Annotated in this window: 22 protein-coding genes and 1 pseudogene; 18 read left to right on the top strand and 5 right to left on the bottom strand. The window is 72.4% G+C overall.

Annotated elements, in window-relative coordinates:
- Positions 1 to 28 precede the first annotated feature (28 nt).
- The gene (locus BM237_RS11370) at positions 29 to 1231 is read right to left on the bottom strand and encodes a serine hydrolase domain-containing protein (RefSeq protein WP_093849447.1); all 1203 of its coding nucleotides are present in this window, start codon (positions 1229 to 1231) and stop codon (positions 29 to 31) included.
- A gap of 499 nt (positions 1232 to 1730) precedes the next feature.
- On the opposite strand from BM237_RS11370, the gene BM237_RS11365 reads away from it, so the two are divergent.
- Both BM237_RS11365 and BM237_RS11360 read left to right on the top strand, forming a co-directional pair.
- Positions 1731 to 2258 (top strand): DinB family protein, encoded by a 528-nt coding sequence (locus BM237_RS11365; RefSeq protein ID WP_093849446.1) that lies wholly within the window; start codon positions 1731 to 1733, stop codon positions 2256 to 2258.
- 165 nt (positions 2259 to 2423) lie between these two features.
- Entirely contained in the window at positions 2424 to 3089 is a 666-nt protein-coding gene (locus BM237_RS11360; RefSeq protein WP_093849445.1) for a YHS domain-containing protein, read from the top strand.
- Here the strand turns inward: BM237_RS11360 and BM237_RS11355 are convergent.
- Positions 3079 to 3543 (bottom strand): ATP-binding protein, encoded by a 465-nt coding sequence (locus BM237_RS11355; protein ID WP_093849512.1) that lies wholly within the window; start codon positions 3541 to 3543, stop codon positions 3079 to 3081. The genes BM237_RS11360 and BM237_RS11355 overlap by 11 nt on opposite strands.
- A 176-nt stretch (positions 3544 to 3719) precedes the next feature.
- Here BM237_RS11355 and BM237_RS11350 point away from each other — a divergent pair, with 176 nt between their 5' ends.
- From BM237_RS11350 to BM237_RS11300, 11 genes are all read left to right on the top strand, one after another.
- A complete protein-coding gene (locus BM237_RS11350) occupies positions 3720 to 4631 on the top strand; it encodes a helix-turn-helix domain-containing protein (RefSeq protein WP_093849444.1) in 912 nt (303 codons plus the stop codon).
- Positions 4588 to 4722 (top strand): DUF397 domain-containing protein, encoded by a 135-nt coding sequence (locus BM237_RS29860; protein ID WP_093849443.1) that lies wholly within the window; start codon positions 4588 to 4590, stop codon positions 4720 to 4722. The genes BM237_RS11350 and BM237_RS29860 overlap by 44 nt, the downstream gene beginning before the upstream one ends.
- A gap of 271 nt (positions 4723 to 4993) precedes the next feature.
- Positions 4994 to 5911 carry a hypothetical protein gene (locus tag BM237_RS11340; RefSeq protein ID WP_093849442.1) on the top strand — a complete coding sequence of 306 codons (918 nt, stop codon included), beginning with the start codon at positions 4994 to 4996 and terminating at the stop codon, positions 5909 to 5911.
- Positions 5912 to 5957: 46 nt separating this feature from the next.
- Entirely contained in the window at positions 5958 to 6230 is a 273-nt protein-coding gene (locus BM237_RS11335; protein WP_093849441.1) for a CopG family transcriptional regulator, read from the top strand.
- A gap of 43 nt (positions 6231 to 6273) precedes the next feature.
- Positions 6274 to 6930 carry a DUF433 domain-containing protein gene (locus BM237_RS11330; protein ID WP_093849440.1) on the top strand — a complete coding sequence of 219 codons (657 nt, stop codon included), beginning with the start codon at positions 6274 to 6276 and terminating at the stop codon, positions 6928 to 6930.
- Positions 6931 to 6981: 51 nt separating this feature from the next.
- Positions 6982 to 7365 carry a VOC family protein gene (locus BM237_RS11325; protein WP_093849439.1) on the top strand — a complete coding sequence of 128 codons (384 nt, stop codon included), beginning with the start codon at positions 6982 to 6984 and terminating at the stop codon, positions 7363 to 7365.
- Between the two features lie 140 nt (positions 7366 to 7505).
- Positions 7506 to 8969, top strand: a complete 1464-nt coding sequence (locus tag BM237_RS11320; RefSeq protein WP_093849438.1) for a hypothetical protein — start codon at positions 7506 to 7508, stop codon at positions 8967 to 8969.
- 97 nt (positions 8970 to 9066) lie between these two features.
- Positions 9067 to 10374 (top strand): AAA family ATPase, encoded by a 1308-nt coding sequence (locus tag BM237_RS11315; RefSeq protein WP_425443679.1) that lies wholly within the window; start codon positions 9067 to 9069, stop codon positions 10372 to 10374.
- Between the two features lie 101 nt (positions 10375 to 10475).
- Positions 10476 to 11681, top strand: a complete 1206-nt coding sequence (locus BM237_RS11310; protein ID WP_093849511.1) for a vWA domain-containing protein — start codon at positions 10476 to 10478, stop codon at positions 11679 to 11681.
- Between the two features lie 116 nt (positions 11682 to 11797).
- Positions 11798 to 12502: a hypothetical protein gene (locus BM237_RS11305; RefSeq protein WP_139238089.1), complete on the top strand. Its 705-nt coding sequence runs from the start codon at positions 11798 to 11800 to the stop codon at positions 12500 to 12502.
- A gap of 53 nt (positions 12503 to 12555) precedes the next feature.
- A complete protein-coding gene (locus tag BM237_RS11300) occupies positions 12556 to 13032 on the top strand; it encodes a DUF7919 family protein (protein WP_093849435.1) in 477 nt (158 codons plus the stop codon).
- Between the two features lie 47 nt (positions 13033 to 13079).
- Here the strand turns inward: BM237_RS11300 and BM237_RS11295 are convergent, their stop codons facing one another.
- Positions 13080 to 13634 (bottom strand): GNAT family N-acetyltransferase, encoded by a 555-nt coding sequence (locus tag BM237_RS11295; protein ID WP_093849434.1) that lies wholly within the window; start codon positions 13632 to 13634, stop codon positions 13080 to 13082.
- 194 nt (positions 13635 to 13828) lie between these two features.
- On the opposite strand from BM237_RS11295, the gene BM237_RS11290 reads away from it, so the two are divergent.
- The 4 genes from BM237_RS11290 to BM237_RS11275 all read left to right on the top strand — a co-directional run bounded on the left by BM237_RS11290 (position 13829) and on the right by BM237_RS11275 (position 16371).
- Positions 13829 to 14728, top strand: coding sequence for a macrolide 2'-phosphotransferase (locus BM237_RS11290; protein WP_093849433.1), 900 nt, complete (start codon positions 13829 to 13831; stop codon positions 14726 to 14728).
- A 151-nt stretch (positions 14729 to 14879) separates the two neighbouring features.
- On the top strand, positions 14880 to 15218 hold the full coding sequence (locus BM237_RS11285) for an ArsR/SmtB family transcription factor (protein WP_093849432.1): 339 nt from the start codon (positions 14880 to 14882) through the stop codon (positions 15216 to 15218).
- Positions 15215 to 15745 carry an SRPBCC domain-containing protein gene (locus BM237_RS11280; RefSeq protein WP_093849431.1) on the top strand — a complete coding sequence of 177 codons (531 nt, stop codon included), beginning with the start codon at positions 15215 to 15217 and terminating at the stop codon, positions 15743 to 15745. Before BM237_RS11285 ends, BM237_RS11280 begins: the two co-directional genes overlap by 4 nt.
- Positions 15742 to 16371 carry a dihydrofolate reductase family protein gene (locus BM237_RS11275; protein ID WP_093849430.1) on the top strand — a complete coding sequence of 210 codons (630 nt, stop codon included), beginning with the start codon at positions 15742 to 15744 and terminating at the stop codon, positions 16369 to 16371. Before BM237_RS11280 ends, BM237_RS11275 begins: the two co-directional genes overlap by 4 nt.
- Positions 16372 to 16641: 270 nt before the next feature.
- On the opposite strand, the gene BM237_RS11270 is transcribed toward BM237_RS11275, so the two are convergent.
- Entirely contained in the window at positions 16642 to 18153 is a 1512-nt protein-coding gene (locus BM237_RS11270; RefSeq protein ID WP_240957878.1) for a glycosyltransferase family 39 protein, read from the bottom strand.
- Positions 18154 to 18250: 97 nt separating this feature from the next.
- On the opposite strand from BM237_RS11270, the pseudogene BM237_RS11265 reads away from it, so the two are divergent.
- Positions 18251 to 18481 (top strand): annotated as a pseudogene (locus BM237_RS11265) (DNA-binding protein); the annotation flags it as partial.
- Positions 18482 to 18600: 119 nt separating this feature from the next.
- Here BM237_RS11265 and BM237_RS11260 read toward each other — a convergent pair.
- Complete coding sequence (locus BM237_RS11260) at positions 18601 to 19629, bottom strand: LacI family DNA-binding transcriptional regulator (RefSeq protein ID WP_093849429.1); 1029 nt, start codon at positions 19627 to 19629, stop codon at positions 18601 to 18603.
- Between the last annotated feature and the right edge of the window lie 120 nt (positions 19630 to 19749).

Genomic DNA, 19749 nt, shown 5'->3' with positions numbered 1-19749 from the left:
GCCGGCGCGTCGCGCCTGTTGTGCCATGTCAGCTCGGGGACGCGGGCCTGCGACGGCCGGGGGTGCGGGTGAGCAGGTCGGCGACGCGGGCAACCATCCGGCTCTCCTCACCGGTGCGGAAAGTCGTGGGGTGATAGGCGAGCACGAAGCGGCGCCGCCGATCGCGGGTGGAGAACGCGGCGGTCTTGTAGCCGTAGGTCTCGCCGGTCTTGCCCCAGAGGGTGGTGCCGTTGACGGTGGCCCGCTGCAGCCCGGTGCTGTAACGGGCCGGGGAACCGTCCACCATGCGCACGTCTCCCGGTGGCAGGGTGAACATCAGCCGGAGCAGGTCGGGTGGGAGCAGTACGCCGGAGAACAATGCGACAAGCATCCGGTCGAGGTCGTCGGTGGTGGAGATCATGTCGCCTTCGCCCCGGCCGGCGGACTGGTCGTGGACGGTGATGTCCCGCAGGCGGCCGTCGGACATGGCCAGGTAGCCGTGCACGTGCCGGCCGTGGATGTGCGGATCGCCGCCGCCGGGCACGGCAGTGCGTGGCAGGCTCAGGGGGCGCAGGATGCGGGATGCGACGGCCTGTCCGTACGGACGGCCGGTCACCTCCTCGATGACCAGTGCGGCCAGGGTGTAGTTGATACCGCGGTACTCCTGCCGGGTGCCCGGGGCGAACCTCAGCGGACCGTGCGTCGCCGTGGCCACCCACTCCCGTGGCGTCCAGTGGTCGAAGCGGTGGCGGAACACCTCCTCCGCGGTCTGCGGCTCCGGGATGCCGACGTGGTCGGGCAGCCCGCTGGTGTGGTTCAGCAGGTGCGCCACGGTGACGGCCCCGAACCGGGCCGGCAGCAGCCCCGGCAGGACGCGCCGCACCGGCGTATCCAGGGCGATGCGTCCCTGCGCCACCAGTTGCAGCACCACCGTGGCGACGAAGACCTTGGTGACGCTGCCGATCCGGATCCTGTCGCGCGCTGTCACCGACCGCCGCGTCATGATGTCGGCCACCCCCGAGGTGCCGTACCAGGAGCCGGCCGTGCCGCCGACGCGCAGCTGGGCCGCGGTCGCCGGGGGGTGCTCCAGGTCGCCGATCGCCGCCCGCAGAGCGGCGGGACTCAGTGGCGGGAGCGGCGCGGGCGAGGCGGCGGCACGGCGTACGGGCAGCACAGCGGGGACTGCCAGCGCAGCCGCCCCTGACAGAGCAGCGCCCGCAAAGGCTCTCCGGGAGGTACGAGGTGAAATCATGTCTCCCACACTGCCGACGGATCCACGTCCGGACATCGGGGGCCACCCTGGAACGGACCCCGGTTTCACCCTGCCCCGTCCCGCACGCAGATGGCCTCCCCGGCACCTGGCGTATCGGCCACTCCATGAACCTCGGCACAGCTCAGGTCACCGGGCACCGGGCGCCGGTGAACTCGAACCGTACGCGGACTTCCCCTGGTCACGCCCTGATCCGGCCCCGTGGCAAGGGATGCGGACTTCCGGGTCGGCGACGTACTGTCCATCACCTGTCCGTTCACCGAGCCCCGGGCAACGGACTTCGGACTTCGGACTTCGGACTGGATCACCTGGCTCTGGAATGGCCGTGGTGGCAGCCCGATCCCCGTCTGGTGGTCTCGGTGCTCCCCAGAGGTCTGTCGTACCGGGAGGTTCCGGTGGACAGCCATGACGACGGCACCGGCCCCGTTTCGGGGATGATCTACGGGAGGACGTCCGAGGAGAGCCTGGAGAGAGGAAGCACATGACCACCACACCGCACGAACGCACCGTCCCGCCGGCGCGCGCCGACGAACGGACCACGCTGGAGGGCTGGCTGGACTTCCACCGCGAGACCCTGGTGCTGAAGTGCTCGGGGCTGGACGACCGCGGCCTCCGTACCGCCCCGCTGGAGCCGTCGTCGATGACGCTGCTGGGCCTGGTCCAGCACCTGGCGGAGATCGAACGCAACTGGTTCCAGCGGATCTTCGCCGGTCTCGATGTGCCCCCGGTCCACGCGGATGCGGGCCGGGACGGTTTCGGGCTCACCCCCGAGCGCGGCATCGACGAGGCGCTGGCCGCCTGGCGCGCCGAGGTCGCGCGGGGACGCGAGCTGACCGCCGGCGCCTCGCTGGATGCGACCGGCAGGCTCTCCGAGCAGGAAGCCGCGCACCTGGGCAGCGAGGAGGTATCGCTGCGCTGGATCCTGGTCCACCTGATCGAGGAGTACGCGCGCCACAACGGCCACGCGGACCTGCTGCGGGAACGCATAGACGGCACTACCGGCCCCTGAGCGGCACCCGCGCGCCGCGGAGGTGACCGGGGCGTGCGGGGGCCTGCCCGCCGATGCACTGAGGCATGAGCATCCTGTTTGTCCGATGTCCCCGGATGCCACGCAGAACCCTCCGGGGCATAGTGGTGGGTACGCCGACAGCCGATCGCGCGACAGGAGCACGGGATGCTGCTGATCGAGGTGTACGTGCCCAGGGGCTCGCTGAGTGAGGAGGAGCGGCAGGCGCTGGGGCGCCGGATCGTCGACACGCTCATGGTCGAGGACGACAGCCACGCCGTCGAGGTCATCGACGCCCAGCGCGCCATCACCCAGGTCCTCGTGCACGAGCCCGCCACCTGGGTGCTCGGCCAGAGGCCTGCATCGGATCCGGCGGACCCACCGCGCTACCTGGTACGGGTCACCGTCCCGGCATCGTGGCGCAAGGACGTGAGCGGCCACACCGTGGAGATCATCACCGACGTCCTGGCCGAGACCGAACGGGCCGCCGGCCGCGACCCCGAGCGGGTACGGCGCGAGCCGCACGCGGTCATCCTCGTGGACGGCGTCTCCGAGGGCGGCATTGGGGTCCACGGGAGGGCCGTGAGCAGCCTGGATCTCATGGAACTCGTCTCCCGGCCGTACCGTGACAGCGCCACCGGTCGCCAGGCCCAGGCTCAGGCCCCGGACCCGGGCTCCCGGCAGGGCAGGCTGGTCGACCCGGTCTGCGGCATGAGTGTGGAGCTCGACGACTCCACGCTCACACTGGTGCACGAAGGGACCCTGTACGGCTTCTGCCATGGCCTGTGCCGACGGACCTTCGCCGACGAGCACGGGATTCCGCTCAACCGGTAGTCGCCACCTCCGCCCAGACCGTCTTGCCGACGGGGTCGCGCGGGACCGCGCCCCAGCGGGTGGCGAGGATGTCCACCAGGAGCAGGCCGCGCCCCGACTCCTCGTCGGCGGACGGTGAGGGCGGGGCGGCCGGAGGCGGGATGGGGGAGGCGTCCGCGACCTCGATACGGATCGCCTCCCCTCGCACTTCGAGCGCGAGACGGAAGTCGCGTCCGGGCACGCGGCCGTGCCGCACCGCGTTGGCGGCCAGCTCGCCCACCAGCAGGGAGACGGTGCACGAGGTGTCCGACGCGGCCGGCCACCCCCACTCCTCCATGCGCCGCACGGCGAGCTTCCGGGCCAGCCGCGCCCCCTTGGCGGATGACGTGAACCGCATGGTGAACAGCCGGGGTTCGGGACCTCCCGGGTGTGCCGCGCCCGGCTGCGGTTCCTCGTCGGGCGTGGTCGTCGTCATCAGCACGAAAGCCGTCCTTCGCTTCCTCGTTCGATCCGCAACGTAGGCGGATCATTACGTTCCGTGCTTCAGGATCGACCGGCGAGCCTAGGCTCGGAAGGGGAGGAAGCCTTACCTTCCAGCACGTAAGAAACGGAAGTGATGTTTTGGCCAAGGATGTTGATCCCGGAGCGTCGATGGCAGCCCTGTTCGGCTCGCGGGTGCGCAGACTCCGCGTCGCCGCCGGGCTGACCCAGGCGGAACTGGGCGAGAAGGCGCATGTGGTCGCCAGCCGGATCACCCAGGTCGAGCGGGCCTCCGGGGCGAGACCGACGCTTGAGCTGGCGCGCACGCTGGACGACGCCCTCGGAGCGGACGACCTGCTGGTCGACCTGTGGCCGTACGTCTACCGCGAGACGTTCCCGAACTGGTCGCGCAGGTTCATGGAGTACGCGGAACGGGCCTCGGTCATCATGCAGTACGCGGCACATGTGGTGCCCGGCCTGCTCCAGACCGAGGAGTACGCGCGGGCCCTGCTGAGCGTCGGCCGGACGCTCAGCGGCAAGGAACAGTTGGAGGAACGCGTCGCGGCCCGGATCGGGCGGCAGGCAAGGCTCTGGTCACCTGGCACCCCGGAGTTGTGGGTGATCCTGGACGAGTCGGTGCTGCGGCGTCCGATCGGAGGCCGAGCCGTCATGCGGGACCAGTTGGCGAGCCTCCTCGAAGCGGCCGAGGAGCGTCACATCACCGTGCAGGTGCTGCCGTTCGACCAGGGCGAGCATGGCGCACTGGGCGGGTCCCTGACCCTGCTGACGATGCCGGACGGCTCGGAGACGGTCTACACGGAAGGCGCCGACTACGGCCAACTCGTCGAGGAACCGGCGGAGATCAGGCCGTACAGGGAGACATACGATCGACTGCGGGCGGCAGCCCTGCCCCCACTCATGTCGCTCGACATGATCCGATCCGCGCTGGAGGACAACCGTGAAGCGAGTGTCCCGTCCCGATCTCAGCGGCGCCGAGTGGCGCAAGAGCAGCTACAGCAACCAGGAGGGTGGCGACTGCGTGGAGGTGGCCGACGGCTTCCCCGGCATCGTCCCCATCCGTGACAGCAAGGCCCCGCACGGGCCGGTGCTGGCATTCCCGCCGGCGTCCTGGGCTTCCTTCATAGGCGAGTTGAAGGCCGACCGCCGCGCCTGAGCGATCCGGGGGCCGGTGTGCGTCGGCTCCCTGGTCCCGCCGGACCCTCGCCCACGAGGGTCCGGCGGGCCACGAACTCCCCTAAAGAACCGGGAGAAAGAACCTCCCACCCACCCACCCTTTCCCCTCGTCACCCGTACGGGTGGCGAGCTTGCAGGTTCGAAAAGCGGGTGGTTACGTTCACCGAGACAACCGCAAAAAGTTGCGGCCCCCGGCCGGGACTGGCATCCCGATCGAGGGCCTCACCGATCAGGAAGCAGAGACCTTCCCGATGGCTGACTCGCAGTTTAGCGCGCGTTCGCGCGCCCGCGCCGGTACGCCGACATCCGGCGTGATCCACGTACGCACCCGCCTCACCGCCAACTTCACCGTCCTCGCCAACGCGCTCGCCCAGCGGCCCGGCAGCGCGGTCACCATCGGGGTCGCGGCCTACATCGCATCCCTGCCGGACGGTGCTCCGGTGAGCATCACCGCGCTGTGCGAGCACTTCTCCGAGGGCGAGATCCTGATCTCCCGGGCCCTGCGGGAGCTGGAGGCGTCCGGGCACCTGGAGCGGCGGCGCGAGCGCGGGCCGGACGGCCGGGTCCGCACCCGCACCTACTTCCACGACGTACCGCCGGGCGACGACGACCCGGACCCGACCCCACCACCCGGCCGCCGACCCCGTCCCGCGCCCGTCCGCGTGCCCGCGCCGCGTACGGCCTCCGACCCGGCGTCTCTGCCGTCTGCTCCAGCTCCGGCCGCCGCTCCCCCGGACCCGCTCCCGGCCGTGGTGCGGTCGCCGCAGGCTCCACCTGCTCCACTCGGCGAGGCCGATCCGGACGCGGTGCGGGTCCTGGCCTCCCTCCGCGCCGCCGATCCCCGGCTGATCCTCTCCGAGAGCGAGGCCGCCCGGCTCGCCCCGGACGTGGCCCGGTGGCTCGCGGCAGGCGTGTCCCCCGCCCGGATCACCGAGACGCTCACCGCCGGCCTGCCCGAACGGCTCCTGGCCCGCCCGGCCCGCATCCTGGCCTTCCGCCTCGGCGAGCCGCCCCTGCCCGCGCCCGCCTTGGCCCCGTCGCCCGCCAAGCCCGCCGTCCTGCCCCTCCAGACCTGCGACGGCTGCGAACGCGCCATCCGCGCGGCCCGGCCCGGCCAGTTGTGCCGCGACTGCCGCATGGAGCGCGAGGAACTCCGTGCGACCGGCTGATTCACCGGGCACGAGGCCCCGCACGGCAGCCGAGAAGGTCACCGTGATGATCCCGGAAGACCTCCTGGAGGAGCTCCGGCCCAAAGCAGCCGAGCGCGGCCTGTCGGCGTACTTCACCGAGGCGCTGCGCCTGAAGCGGGAGCAGGACCGGGAGCAGGGCCGGTTCCGGAAGCTGGTCGACTGGCTGGAGGATGAACACGGGCCGGTCACCGAGGGCGAGCGCGCTGCGGCGCTGCGGGAACTGGAAGACCTCGACACCGAGCACGACCGCCGCCGCACGACCGCACGGAACCACCCCGGAGAAGCTGCGCGAGGCTGATGCACGTAACGGTGCGAGGCCTGACGACAACGGGAGGTCGATCATGGTCGACAGGTTCACGGACGGACTGCTGACGCCTGCGGAAACCTCTTCCTGCCTGGAGATTCCGTCATCGACCCTCGCGTCCTGGCTGAAGGGGAAGGCCGCCGGCGCCCCTCTGGTGCACCAGGTGGAACCGGTACGGAGGGGGCAGCCCTCGGTACCGTTCGTCGCCGTGGCCGAAGCTCACGTCCTGCGGTCCCTGCGCTCGCTCGGCCTGCGGATGAGCGGGATCAGGGAGGCCGCGGCGGCCGTGCGGAACGCCTTCGCCACCCCCTACGGCCTGGTGTCGAAGCGGATCGCCACGGACGGTGTGGACATTTTCGTCGAGCACGGTTTCGGGGATCTGCGCAGGGCTCGGGACGGGCAGGCCCCGATTCACGAGGCCGTGTCCGACCACCTCCGCTGTCTCTCGTGGGACGCCGACGACGACTTCCCCACGAGTCTGCGGCCGAGGCAGTATCCGCAGACCGTTCCCGTCGTGATCGATCCGCGATTCGGTCACGGCCGGCCTGTCGTCGCGGCGAATCGTGTCCCGGTCAAGTCCATCACCGATCTGTGGGAGGCCGGGGAGTCGGTCGAGGACATCGCCTACGACTTCGACATGTCCCCCGAGCAGGTCGACGCCCTGTGTCATGCCGTGGTGTGTCTTGCGGCCTGAGTTCTTCCTCGTGTGAGCGCGGGCCGTCCTGGCCCGCATAGGGTGACGGCCATGGCATGCCGCATCAGTGAACTCGTCGTCGACGCCACCGACCCCGAACGGCTGGCCGCGTTCTGGAGCGAGGTCCTCGGCTACGTCGAGCTCGGCCGGGACGACGACGGAAGCATCGAGATCGGCCCGCCCGGCACCGGATTCGGCGGCCCGCAACCCACCCTCGTCATCAGCCCCACCAGTGACCCCCGCCCGGGGAAGCTCCGGCTGCACATCGACGTCAACGCCACCGACCGCGACCAGGACGCCGAGCTGGAACGGCTGCTCGCCCTCGGCGCCCGGCCCGTCGACGTCGGCCAGACCGGCACCGAGAGCTGGCACGTGCTGTCCGATCCCGAGGGCAACGAGTTCTGCCTCCTGCGCACCCGCCTCAAGCCCCTGTGACGGTTGGGGCATACGTCGAGGGAGAGAGATCACCAAGCGGCCGGGGACTGACAGATCGTCGCCGGTGTGGTTACGATGCCGCCGATGAAGAACTTCTCCTCTTGTGGATTGGGGGAATCGTGTCCGCAAGGTGAGTGCTGATGGCGCATCACCTCGTGAACACGATTCCGTCCCGCCTTCTGATGTGGCGGCGCGTACGCCAGTACGCCGTGCCACCGTCCATGATCGAGACCGCGACCACGCGCCGTGCGGCCGGTGACTGGGCGGGGGCCTGCGCCGCCGCCCGCATCGACGTCGAGCTCGATCTGCGCGCCGTGCGCGAACGCCACGGCACCGAACTGACCACCCGTCTCCGTGCGGATCTGCGCCGGCTGGCGCCGGATCTGCTGCGCTGGCACATGCCCCGGATCGCCCCCGACGGGCGGCTCCGGCCCGGTCTGACCGTCTGCCTGGCCCGTTATCCGGCATCATCCGGCACCGCGTCGCCGCAACTGGTGGTGCGGACGCCTCCGGCCTGGGCGGACGCCGGGCAGCGGATGTCCCTGGCCCTGTGGGAGGGGCCCGGGAGCGAGTCTCCGGAGCACCATCCGCATCCGCACCCCGACCGGCGTTTCCGGCTCGACCTGCACCGGCATCTGTGGGATGCCGGGCGGAGTGCCGAACTGGCTTGTCGATGCGGTGTGTTGGGAGCGGGCGGGGTGCCGTCCATGGAGCCGTGCTCGCCCGGTGGGCTCGCTGTTCCCGACTCGCCCCGGGCGGTGGGACGTTGGGCCGCCGAGGCGGAGTTGCTGCTGCGGGCCGAGGGGCGCTCTCGCGGGGCGTTCACCGTGCGGCTCGGTGCGCGCAGCCGCGCCGTGCTCGAACTCTTCGCCCCCGACGACAGCCATGTTCCGGCCCTCCGGCCGCTGCGGGAGCCGTTGCCGCCGCAGGAGGTCGCGGCGCTTCCGGTGCTGCCGGAGGCGGCGGCCCGGGTCCTCCCGGACCTGGAGTTGCTGCGGGCCGGGCTGGTCGCGCCCAGTCGGCTGCATCCGCTCGTCGCCGCGGCGCTGACGGAATCCGGTGCGGCGCCCGTGGCCGACGCGGCATTCGTGCTCGGCTCGGATGCCGGGCCCGGTGATCCGCACCGGGTGGAGTGCCGGGGCGAGGTCCACCGGATCGCGCTGCGGGACGGGGTACTGACGGCGGTCGACCACGACCCGGCCCAACTGCGGCGCGAGGAGCTGCTGGTGGCGCTCGGCGGGCCGCCGCTGCCCTGCCTGCGCGCGATCGACGCGGTGCACCGCAGCCCTCAGGAGCTGCCCGCGGTGCGGGAGCGACTGCGCCACGGTGACGTGGCCGGGGCACTGGCCGTGGTCGAGGGGCTGCTCGGCCCCGGTGCGGTCCTGCGCGACGGGCCGCTGCGGGAGGAGTTGCGGTCGGCCGCGGCACGCCGCATCGACCACGGTCTCTTCCGCGCGGGACTGGTCGCCGTGCACCCCGCCGCCGGTACGGAAGCCGCCGCTGCGGAGGCGGACCGTCGCCCCCGGCTGAACCGCCACACACCTCCCGCGATCCGCCGCAAGCGGGCCGACCGAGCCCGTCCCCGCACCGTCCTGACCCGCTGACCGGCTGCTCGGCCGTTCCCGCCGAGGTCACTTCTCCGCGCAGCACACCCCAACACGTCCGGGGCGGGTCGTCCCGCCCCCTGTCCCGATTCAGGTGATGCCCATGTCCTCCAGCGCCCTCCTGCCCACCGCTGCCCCGGCCGACGGTGCCGGCGACACCGACCGCGCAAGCGGCGCCCGTCTGGCCGTCGCCGACGACCTGCTGTCCCTGCTGCGGGCGACCACCACCGAACCGCGCGCCGACGAGCAGCTCGAAGCGCTCACCCTGGCCGTCGCGGCCGATCTGCCCGTACTGCTCTGGGGCGAGCCGGGCATCGGCAAGACCGCCGCCCTCACGCAGCTCGCCGCCTCCCTCGACCTGCCGCTGACGACCGTGATCGCCAGCGTCCACGAGCCGTCCGACTTCTCCGGACTGCCCGTCGTGGGCGACGACCCGGCCGTGCAGGGCGTGCCGATGGCGCCGCCGCAGTGGGCCGTGGAACTCGTGCGGGCCGGGCGGGGGCTGCTCTTCCTGGACGAGCTCTCCACCGCCACCCCGGCGGTCCAGGCCGCGCTGCTGCGGGTCGTACTGGAACGTAAGGTCGGTGCGCTGCGGCTGCCGCCCGGGGTCCGGATCGTGGCGGCCGCCAATCCGCCCGCGTCGGCGGCGGACGGATGGGATCTGAGCGCGCCGCTGGCCAACCGTTTCGTGCATCTGCACTGGACGCACGACCGGGAGGTGGTGGTGCGCGGGCTGGGCGGGGTCTGGCCCCGGGCCGAGCTGCCCCGGCTGGCGCCGGAGCGACTGCCGGAGGCCGTCGCCTTCGCCCGGCGCGCGGTCTGCGGCTTCCTGGAGGCCCGGCCGACGCTGGTCCACCGGCTGCCGGGCAGCGAGACGCGGCGCGGCGGCGCCTGGCCATCGCCCCGGAGCTGGGAGGCTGCGCTGACCCTGCTGGCCTTCGGTACGGCGGCCTCCGCCTCGCGTGAGGTGCTGGCGCTGCTGGTGCGGGGCGCGGTGGGAGAAGGACCGGGGCTCGAACTCCTGGCCCATCTGGACCGGATGGAGCTCCCGGACCCCGAGTCGCTGCTGGCCGATCCGGCCGCCGCCGAGCTTCCGGAGCGGGGCGATCTGCGCCAGGCGGCGCTGGAGGCGGTGGTGGCGGCCGTGGGGGCGCGGCCGGAGCGCAAGCGGTGGGAGGCGGGCTGGGCGGTACTGGTGAGGGCGATGGAGACCGGCGCCCCGGATCTGCTGGTCTCCCCGGCGAAGACGCTGGCCGCGCTGCGGCGCGACGACTGGGAGGTGCCGGGGGCGGTGGAGCGGCTGGCCGGGGTGGTCGGCCTGGCCCGGCGGGCGGAGCGGTCGGTGGAGCGGGTGGCGGAACGGGCGGCGGCCGGGGCCGGGCGTACGGCGGAGGCGGGCCGATGAGGGGCGACGCGGAGCATCCGCTGCCGCGCCCGGCGCGGGCCACGGTTCCGGTGCGGCGGCCCGCGCCGGAGCCGGCCGGCCGGGCCGGACTCGCCCTGGACATGGAGAAGTTGCTGGCCGCCCGGCTGCATGCGGTGAAGGTCCGCCCCTATCTGGCCGACGCGCTGTTCGCGCTGCGGGTGGTGGAGGACCGCTCGGTGCCGACGATGGCGGTGGACGCGCACTGGCGCGTCTACGTCTCCCCCGGTTTCGTGGCGCGCACCCCGCTGGAGGAGCTGGCGGGCGTCTGGGTTCACGAGGTCTCCCATCTGCTCCGGGACCACCACTGGCGCAGCGAGGCGTACGCGCGGGAGCACGGGGAGTACGGGCCGGGCGAGTCGCTGCGGCGGAACATCGCCGCCGACTTCGAGATCAACGACGACATCTACGGTGACGGGCTGCCGCAGCCGGCCGGTACGGTGCTGCCGTCGCTGCTGGGGCTGTCCGACGGGCTGCTGATGGAGGAGTACCTGCGGACGGCCTCGATGTCGGGGCTCGCCGCCGACCTGGCCTGGTTGGACTGCGGAAGCGGCGCCGACGGGCGGAAGCGGCCGTGGGAGCTGGGGCCCGGCGGGGCGTACGGGCTGAGCAGACAGCAGCGGGACGCGGTCCGCTTCCGGGTCGCCGAGGGGATCAAAGGACGGCCGGGCGAGGCGCCGGAGGGCTGGCGCCGGTGGGCCGAGGAGGCGTTCCATCCGCCGCAGCCGTGGCGGCGGCTGCTGGGGTCGGCGATCCGCTCGGCGGCGGGCGCGCCGGGGGCGGGCGAGAACCACAGCTACCGGCGGCCCTCCCGGCGTTCGGCCGGGGTCCCCGGCGTGGTGCTGCCGAGCTTGCGCCGTACGCCGCCCCGGGTCCGCGTCGTGATCGACACCTCCGGTTCGGTGAGCGACGCCGAGCTGGGCAGCGCGCTGCTGGAGGTGGTGGCGATCTCGCGGGCGGTGGGCGGGCGGCGTGACCTGGTCTCGGTGATCTCCTGCGACGCGGCGGCCGGGGTCGCCGTACCCCTGTGCCGGGCCGAGGACGTGGAGTTGGTCGGCGGCGGCGGGACGGACCTGCGCTCCGGCTTCGAGCGGGCGCTGCGCTGCGGGCCCCGTCCGGACGTGATCGTGGCCCTGACCGACGGCCAGACGCCGTGGCCCTCCGCCCAGCCGCCCTGCCGTACCGTCGTCGGCCTCTTCCCGCGCCCCGCCCGCGCCGTGGACGAGGAAGACCCCCACTACGTCCCGGACGCCCCGCCGCCCTGGGCACGCGTGGTCACCATCGGCTGAGAGCCCGCCCGCGAGCCGGCCCGGTCCTTCCGGGCCGGACTCAGTGGCCCGAACCGGTGGCCGCGGGCGAGGAGGCGGCGTCCTGCCCGCACAAGAGGCGGTGCAGAATGCGGGACATGGCGCACCCCACAGTGGACTGGTCGCGGCTCAGGCACGCGTACGGACCGGCGGACGACGTACCCGGTCTCTTCGACCGCCTCACCGGCGGCCGGGAGGACGAGAGGGTGTGGCACGACCTCTGGTCGGCGCTGTGCCACCAGGGCACGGTGTACGAGGCGAGCTACGCCGCCCTGCCGCTCCTCGCGGACATCGCGGCCGGCCGTGCGCCCGGCGACCGGAGGCAGGCTGTGCTCATGGCGGGCCTGATCGTCGCCGAAGCCGACGCGGCGCGGCGTTCCCACCACGCCTCCCGGATCACCGAGTTGGCGTCCGTGGCCCACGCCTGTCTGTCCGATGTCCCGGCCGCAGAGCCGGAGACCTTCGTGTACCTCGCACAGAGCCTGCTGGCGTTCGAGGGCGTGCCGGTCTGGTCCAGCCGACTCGACCTGCTGCTGGAGGAGTTCGAGGTCGAATGTCCCGAGTGCGAGGCGGCCGTCTGCGTTCTGCCGGGCGAGTACGCGGACGAGTGCGACACCGAGCTGCACCCTGCGAGTCCGGACGGACTGACCGGCATCGGCGCCCGGGTCCACGCCATGGCGCTCGGTGCCGGCCGGCGTGAGGTCGCGGACTGGGCGACCCGTCTGTTCGGGCATGCGACATGCCCGGAGTGCGAGACGAGGTTCGGCATCTCCGAGAACGTCATCGGCCAGGCCGCTCCCTGACAGGTCGCGGAACCGAACAGACCTCGGTGAGGCGGTGAGACGGTGGTGGGCGGATGTTCTACGAGGATCTCAGCGAGTACACCTACCAGGAGGAGGACGCTTTCACGGACAGGGAGTCGGGCTTCCACGCCCTCTGGTACCGCCCGGCGTACACCCGCCTGAACATCGGGTGGCTGGAGGTCGGCAGACCGTACCCGTTGGGGACGGTCCCCGAGGCTTTCACGGAGCGGCTGAGAGCCGTTCAGGACGTCCAGCGGATGAACGTCTGCCTGGGAACGCACGAGTGCGACCTGTGCCCCGAGGGCGAGGCCCCGGAGGGGAACGGGGAGGTACGGATCCCGGGTGCGCCCGGCATCGCCTACGCGGCTCCGTTCCTCGTCACGCACTACGTCACCGCTCACGGCTACCGTCCGCCGCAGGTCTTCGTCGATGCCGTTCTCGCCGTCGATCTCGGCGCGTGGGCGTCCGTGCGGTGGCCGGACGTCCCCTTCCCCTGGGTCCCGGACGACGTGGAACGCCTGGCGGAGTGACCACGCACCGGCCTCGGACGGCATTGACGCCTCGCCGTGCCTGCCGCTCAGGTGGCGTCCGGCGGTTCGAGGTCACGGACCCGCCGGGCCAGCACTTGCCCCGGCCAGGAATCTGACAGAAAGCGGCTGGTGGGGGTGAAACCGTTGCGTTCGTAGAACGCAACCAGTTCACCCCCGCCGCCCGCCCAGCAGTCGACCCGCAGCAACTCCACGCCGGCCCGCCGGGTTTCCCCGACGGCATGGGCCAGCAGTGCCGCCCCGATCCCCAGACCGGCATACCGCCGGTCGGAGACCAGCAACCGGACGTACCGCTCGGGCTCCCCGGCCGGCGCGATCGGCATCTGCGGACTGGGCCCTAAGTCCAGCACCATCGCTCCGACGGGGTGTCCGTCCAACTCCGCGATGTACGGGGCGTTCTCGGTCGTGTACCGCTCGACACGCGCCACCCCGCCGGGCTTCTGCGAGTAAGGCGTCGTGCCCCACTGCTCTGTGTTGCCGCGCTCGTTCATCCAGACCACCGCGGAGTCGAGCATGTCCAGAATGGCCGGTGCGTCGGCCAGGCTGCCCGGCCTGATCCGTATGCCATGCGTGATGTCGTTCACGGCGGAAGCCTAGAGCTCCTGACGCGATGCGGTTCGGAGACGGCACCGGCAGATCAGCGCACGGCCGGGCCATGTGAGGGCCTCGTGCCCGGTACTCCAGGCGGAGCCGGTGCGGAGGGGGGAGCCCTCGGGGGCGTGGCTGGGGCTGGGAAAAGGGCTGGAGGCGGCGCGGGCGCGGGTGGAAGCGTGGGCCCGTGAACACGATCGACGACGTCATAGCCCTGGCCGCCGTCCACGGCCTGCACCTGTCCGCGCGGGACGCCACCGTGAACGAGGCGGGCCTGGACTACCGGGTCGTCATGGCCTTCGACACGAGCGGCCGCAGGTGGGTGCTGCGCGTGCCGCGCCGCGCCGATGTCTCCGAGGGCATGGCCGCCGAGAGGCACATCCTCGACCTGGTCGCCCCCGTCCTGGCCGAGGACGGCGTCGCGGTCCCCGACTGGCAGGTCCGCTCCCCCGAACTGATCGCGTACCCGGCCCTGCCCGGCGTCCCGGGCCTGACCCTGACCGACGCCGGGGAGCCCGACTGGCACATGGACCCCGCCGACCCGGGCTACGCCGAGCGTCTGGGGCGCCTGCTGGCCCGTCTGCACTCCATCGCCCCGGAGCGGGCCGGGGCCGCGGGTGTCGAGGTCCGCACCCCGGCCCGGGTACGTCAGGCGTGGCGGGACGACATCGCCCGCGTGAGCGAGGCCTTCACCGTCTCCCCCGCCCTGGCCGAGGCCTGGCGGGCCTGGCTCGACGACGACACCTGCTGGCCCGAGCGGACCGTGATGACCCACGGCGAGATCTACCCCGCGCACGTGCTGCTGGACGAGGAGGGCACGATCACCGGAGTCCTGGACTGGACCACCGCCCGCGTGGACGACCCCGCCCGTGACCTGTCCTTCCAGTACGGCGCCGCGGGCGAGGAGATGCTGCAAGCCACCCTCACCGCGTACGAGAGGGCGGGCGGGCACGTCCACCCCGGCCTGGCGGCCCAGGCGAAGCACCTGTGGGACTCCTCCCCGATCGGGTACGCCCTGTACGCGCTGACCACCGGCGCCGAGACCGACCGGGCCACCGCGGCGGCGATGCTGAACCCCGAGGCCTGAGGCCCCGCCCGGTCCTGCGGCGGTGCTCCCGGAGAACCGTGGGCCGATCGGCGCCGGGTCCGGCTGAGGAACTCAGCCGGACCCGGCGCCGATCGGCCATCCCAACACTTAGCCCTTGCGCTAACTATCACCCCGCGCAATACTTAGCCACATGGCTAAGTATTCGGCGGAGCTGGACGGCGTGTTCGTCGCCCTCGCCGACCCGACCCGGCGTGCGGTCGTCCGGCACCTCGGCCACGGGCCCAGAAGCGTCGGCGACCTCGCCCGCGAGTTCCCGATGACCCTCCCCTCGTTCATGAAGCACGTGCGGACGCTCGAGTCGAGCGGGCTCATACACACGGTCAAGTCCGGCCGGGTGCGCAGCTGCGTGCTCAACCGCGAGCGGCTCGCCCTCGTCGACGACTGGCTCGCACAGCAGCGCCGGATCTGGGAGGAGCGCACCGACCGACTCGAGCAGTTCGTCACCGACCCGGAGGAGAACAGGCAGTGAACCCCGACCCCGGCCCCGGCTTCGACCCCGGCCCCCGCTTCGACCCCGACCTCGATCTCGCCCTGGAGCGGATCATCCGCGCGCCGCGCGAGACCGTCTGGCGCGCCTGGACCGACCCCTCCCGGCTCGAACGGTGGTGGGTCCCCGCCCCGGCCCGCTGCCGGGTGGACCATCTGGAGCCCAGGCCCGGCGGTGCGTTCGTGACGCGGCTGAGCGAGGACGGCGCCGGGTTCGTCCCGCACCTGGACGCGTGCTTCCTCGCCGTCGACGAGCTCCACCGGATCGTGTTCACCAACGCGGTCGACAGCGCCTGGCGCCCCGCCGATCCCGCCCCGGTCGCGATGACCGCCACGATCACACTGGCCGACCACCCGGAGGGCACGGACTACCGGATGGTCGTGCGGCACGGCGACCCGGAGGCCCGCGCCCGCCACGCCAAGCTCGGCTTCGCCGAGGGCTGGGGTTCGGTCGCCGACCAGCTGGCCGCCCTCGCCGAGAGCACGGCCACGCGACGGGCTGCGCGATGAGGATCGCCATCACCGCCTTCACCACGCTCGACGGGGTCAGCCAGGGGCCCGGCTCGCCGGAGGAGGACACCAGCGGCGGTTTCGGCCGCGGCGGCTGGCTCGTGCCCCACATGGACGGGACGTTCGTGCGGCGCGCCTCCGCGTGGCTCGACCTCGCCGACGGCCTGCTGCTGGGCCGGCGCACCTACGAGGCGTTCGCACGCGACTGGCCGGCGATCACCGACCCGGCCGACCCATTCGCCGAGCGGATGAACACACTGCCGAAGTACGTCGTCTCCAACACCCTCACCGAGGGGTCCTGGCACCCCACGACCGTGCTCGGGGGCGATCCGGTCGGCGCGGTCGCCGAGCTCAGGGCTCGGCCGGGGCGGGAGATCCAGATCCACGGCAGCGCCCGCCTGGGGGACGCGCTGTTGGCCGCCGGCCTGGTCGACACGCTCCGCCTCGTGGTCGCGCCCACGGTGCTCAGGGCCGGCCGCCGCCTGATGTCCGGCCCCGGCGCCCCCTGCGGTCTCCGGCTGGTCCGCCACGAGGCGACGCCGAACGGACTGCTGCTCCTGGAGTACGAGACGACGGGCGAGGCGTCACAGGGCACGTACGAGGGCGTCACCGCCTTCGTCCGGTAGCCCGGCGGGCCGCCCGGATCCACTCCATGGCGTGTGACGCCGGCCGGGGTGAGGTCGTGGACTGGGCGACCCACCTCTTCGGGCATGCGGCATACCCGGAGATGGCCAAGCGTTCCGTTTCCCTGGGTTCCGGACGACGCGGAACGCATGGCGCAGTGATCGGGTGCCCGTCTCGGACGGTGGGCGATGCCCTGCCGTGCCTGCCGCCCGGGACTTGTCCGGCCGGTCATGCGACGGAGGCAGATGGAGACGGCGGTCTTGCGCCGCCGGTCAGTGAGCTGTCGCAAGCCGCTGGTACACCGTCACCCGGCGGCCACGAATCTGCTCGCCGGCCACCGGCGTGAAGTACTCCTTCAGCACGGTGGTTTTCATGTTGTCCCGCTCGGCCGTCACCGGTTTCGCCACCCGCGTCGCGTCCGTCACCAGCAGTATCCGTTGCTGGGCCAGCATCGCAGCACGTATGTGATCCGGGCTCGCCTCCACGCCTTTCAGGGTCCCGGACCTCTCCGGGCTCTCCGCGAGAGCTATGTCCCGCAGTCCGGCAAAGGCGTTTGGTGAGACGGACTTGGTGTCCCTGCGCGCTGACGGGACGAAGAGCACCGCACTCCCGGTTTCTTTCATCCGCCGCACCTCCGACGCCACCGCCAGGACATCGTCCACCCTGCTTGCCGGGGACCGCTTGGCCAGTGTCTGCGGCAGCAGTGCCACCACCGCCACGGCAACCACTGCAGGGAGAATCCACTTCGATGCTCTTGGGAGCCGGGGCCTGACCGCCTGGATCGCCGAGCCGACGGCAGTGCCGATCAGCAGTGCCAGCCCCAGCATGCTGTAGAGGATGTACCGGTCCAGGAACAACGGCTGAATCAGGGAAAGGGCGATGAGGCCGATCTGCGGCACCGCCAGCAGCGGTAACCCGACGGCTGCCACCGACAGCCGGCCTGCTCGGGGCCGGTCCAGTAGCGCGCCGACGCCACCGATGGCCAGCAGAACCGCTGGGCCGATCAACATGTGCCAGGACAGCGGCGGTATCCATGACACCTGTGCGGACTGGCCCCGGCTGAAGAGGATCAACGGCAGCACACAGGCCGTGGCGGCCGCGGAGGCTGTCATCCAGCGTGTCCAAACTTCGCGCCCGGCTCGTGTCCACAGGAGAGTTCCCAGGTGTGCCGCGCAGATCACAAGTGAGAGCCAGTTCAGCAGCCCCATCAGACAAACGGTGCCGCCGTATGCGGCCCAGCACAGCCTCCGGCCACGCCCGCGAAGCGCAGTCACGAGGAGCAGTGTGGAGATCCCGGCACCGGCGGCGACCATCGCGTAGGGCCGCCCCTCCTGGAGGTAGAACTGCACAGCGGGCAGCAGCCCGAACGCCATACCCCCTGCCAAGCCCACCCACACGCCGGCCAGCCTGTGACCGATGACCGCCACGCAGGCCGCCGCGACTCCCATGGCCAGCACCGAGGGCAGCCGCAGGGTTGTGGTGCCGGCCCCGAAGCAGTCGAACAGCACGTGCATCAGCAGGTAGTAACACCCGTGCACGACGTCGACGTTACCCAGCATGTGCCAAATCTCGGCTGTGGAGCGTTCGGCCACCTGCCAGGTCGCGGCCTCGTCCCGCCACACGCTGTCCTGCCGCGACAGCCCCCACAGGCCGAGGGAGACAGTCCACAGCACCGGAAGCAGCCAGATGAGAACGGCGCGACGCAGGGGGGCGGCTTCTGCCGCGAACGTCGCCTCGGCCTCCAGGTGGCGAGGCGACAAACGTAACTTGCGGTCAATCGACATCGAGGAGGGCTTCCGGATCGGTCGTTGAAGAGGGCGGGCGGTCAGGCGTCACTCATTGATCACGAACGTATGCACCCTAGTACTCCAGTACGAGCGTGGGGCCGCACGGCCGGATCACGGTGAACCGGGGGTGGACCACGCCGACATCACCGCCGCGTTGAGCCTCGTCCCGCTGGTCCGCGGGGAAATGGCCCGGAGTCGCGGCACGACCTGGCAGGAGATCGCCTTCGGGCTCGGGCTCGGCACCCCGCAGGCGGCCAGGCAGCGATACGAACGTCCGGCCGGCCGCGTCGCGGCCGATGCGGCCGACGCGGAAGGCCCGCAGTAGGAGGCCCCGTACCGGATGCGCCTACCGGTCAGGGGCCGATCGTCCGGGGCTGCGGCCTCCAGACGCATGCCGGTCTTCCACGCCTTGGAAGAGATCTCCGGGAATCCGGCCGACGACGACTACAGCGGGGCCGCGTCGCGCGAGGGGGCGGCGGTGCTGGCGCGGACGGTGAGGGTGGGGTCGGGGGCGCGGCGGTGTTCGACGCGGTGGCCGGCTACGACGTCCCGGAGCCGGCGGGCGGCCAGGGCGCCGTAGGCGGCGATGTCGCGGTGCAGCGCGGTCAGCCCGGGGTGGACCAGCCGGCACAGCGGTGAGTCGTCCCAGGCCACCAGGGAGACGTCGGCGGGGACGCGGACGCCCAGGCTCTGCGCGGCGCTCAGGCCGGAGACGGCCATCACGTCGTTGTCGTAGAGGATCGCGGTGGGGCGGTCCTCGCCCTCCAGCAGGGCGCGGGTGGCGGAGCAGCCCTGTTCGCCGCTGTAGTCGGCCTCCACGCTCCGGCCGGTGACGCCCCGCTCGGCGGTGGCGGCGGCGAACGCCTCGGTGCGCAGGAGGGTGTGCCGCAGGGCGGCGGGCCCGGTGACGTGGGCGATGGAGCGGTGCCCGAGGTCGGCGAGGTGGGTGACGGCGGTGCGCACCCCCGCCGCGTCGTCGCTCCACACCGCGGGCAGGCTTCCGGTGCCGACGGGTGCGCCGATCACCACGGCGGGCAGGCGCAGCTCCTCCAGGGCGCGTATCCGGGGGTCGTCCACCCGCAGGTCGACCAGGAAGACGCCGTCGACCTTGCGCTGCGCCCACCAGGCCCGGTAGGTGGCCGTCTCGGCGTCCGCGTCGGGCGCGACGGTGAACAGCAGGGAGGTGCCGTCCCCGGACAACTCGCTCTGGATACCGGAGACCAGCTGCATGAAGAACGGCTCGATGCCCAGGGAGCGGGCCGGGCGGTCCACCACCAGTCCGAAGGCCCCGGCCCGGCCGTCCGAGAGGGCCCTGGCGGCGCTGTTGGGCTGCCAGCCCAGCTCCTGCGCGATGGCGAGCACTCTGGCGCGGGTCGCCTCCGACACCCCCGGGCGGCCGTTGAGCGCGAAGGACACCGCGCTCTTGGTGACCCCCGCACGGCGGGCGATGTCCACCATCGTGGGACGCTTCACCGCTTCTCCCTCCCGCCCGCGGTCGCCGGCGAACCGGGGCTCATCCTAGAGCGGACCGCTCACGCCCGGAACACGCGTTCCGAAGGCCACCCGAAGGCCACCCGAAGGCCGCGGCCCGGC

Source organism: Streptomyces mangrovi (genome assembly GCF_900114215.1).
GTDB lineage: Bacteria > Actinomycetota > Actinomycetes > Streptomycetales > Streptomycetaceae > Streptomyces > Streptomyces barkulensis.
Note: the sequence above shows the minus strand (reverse complement) of the source record. Positions and strands in the feature narration are given on the sequence as shown.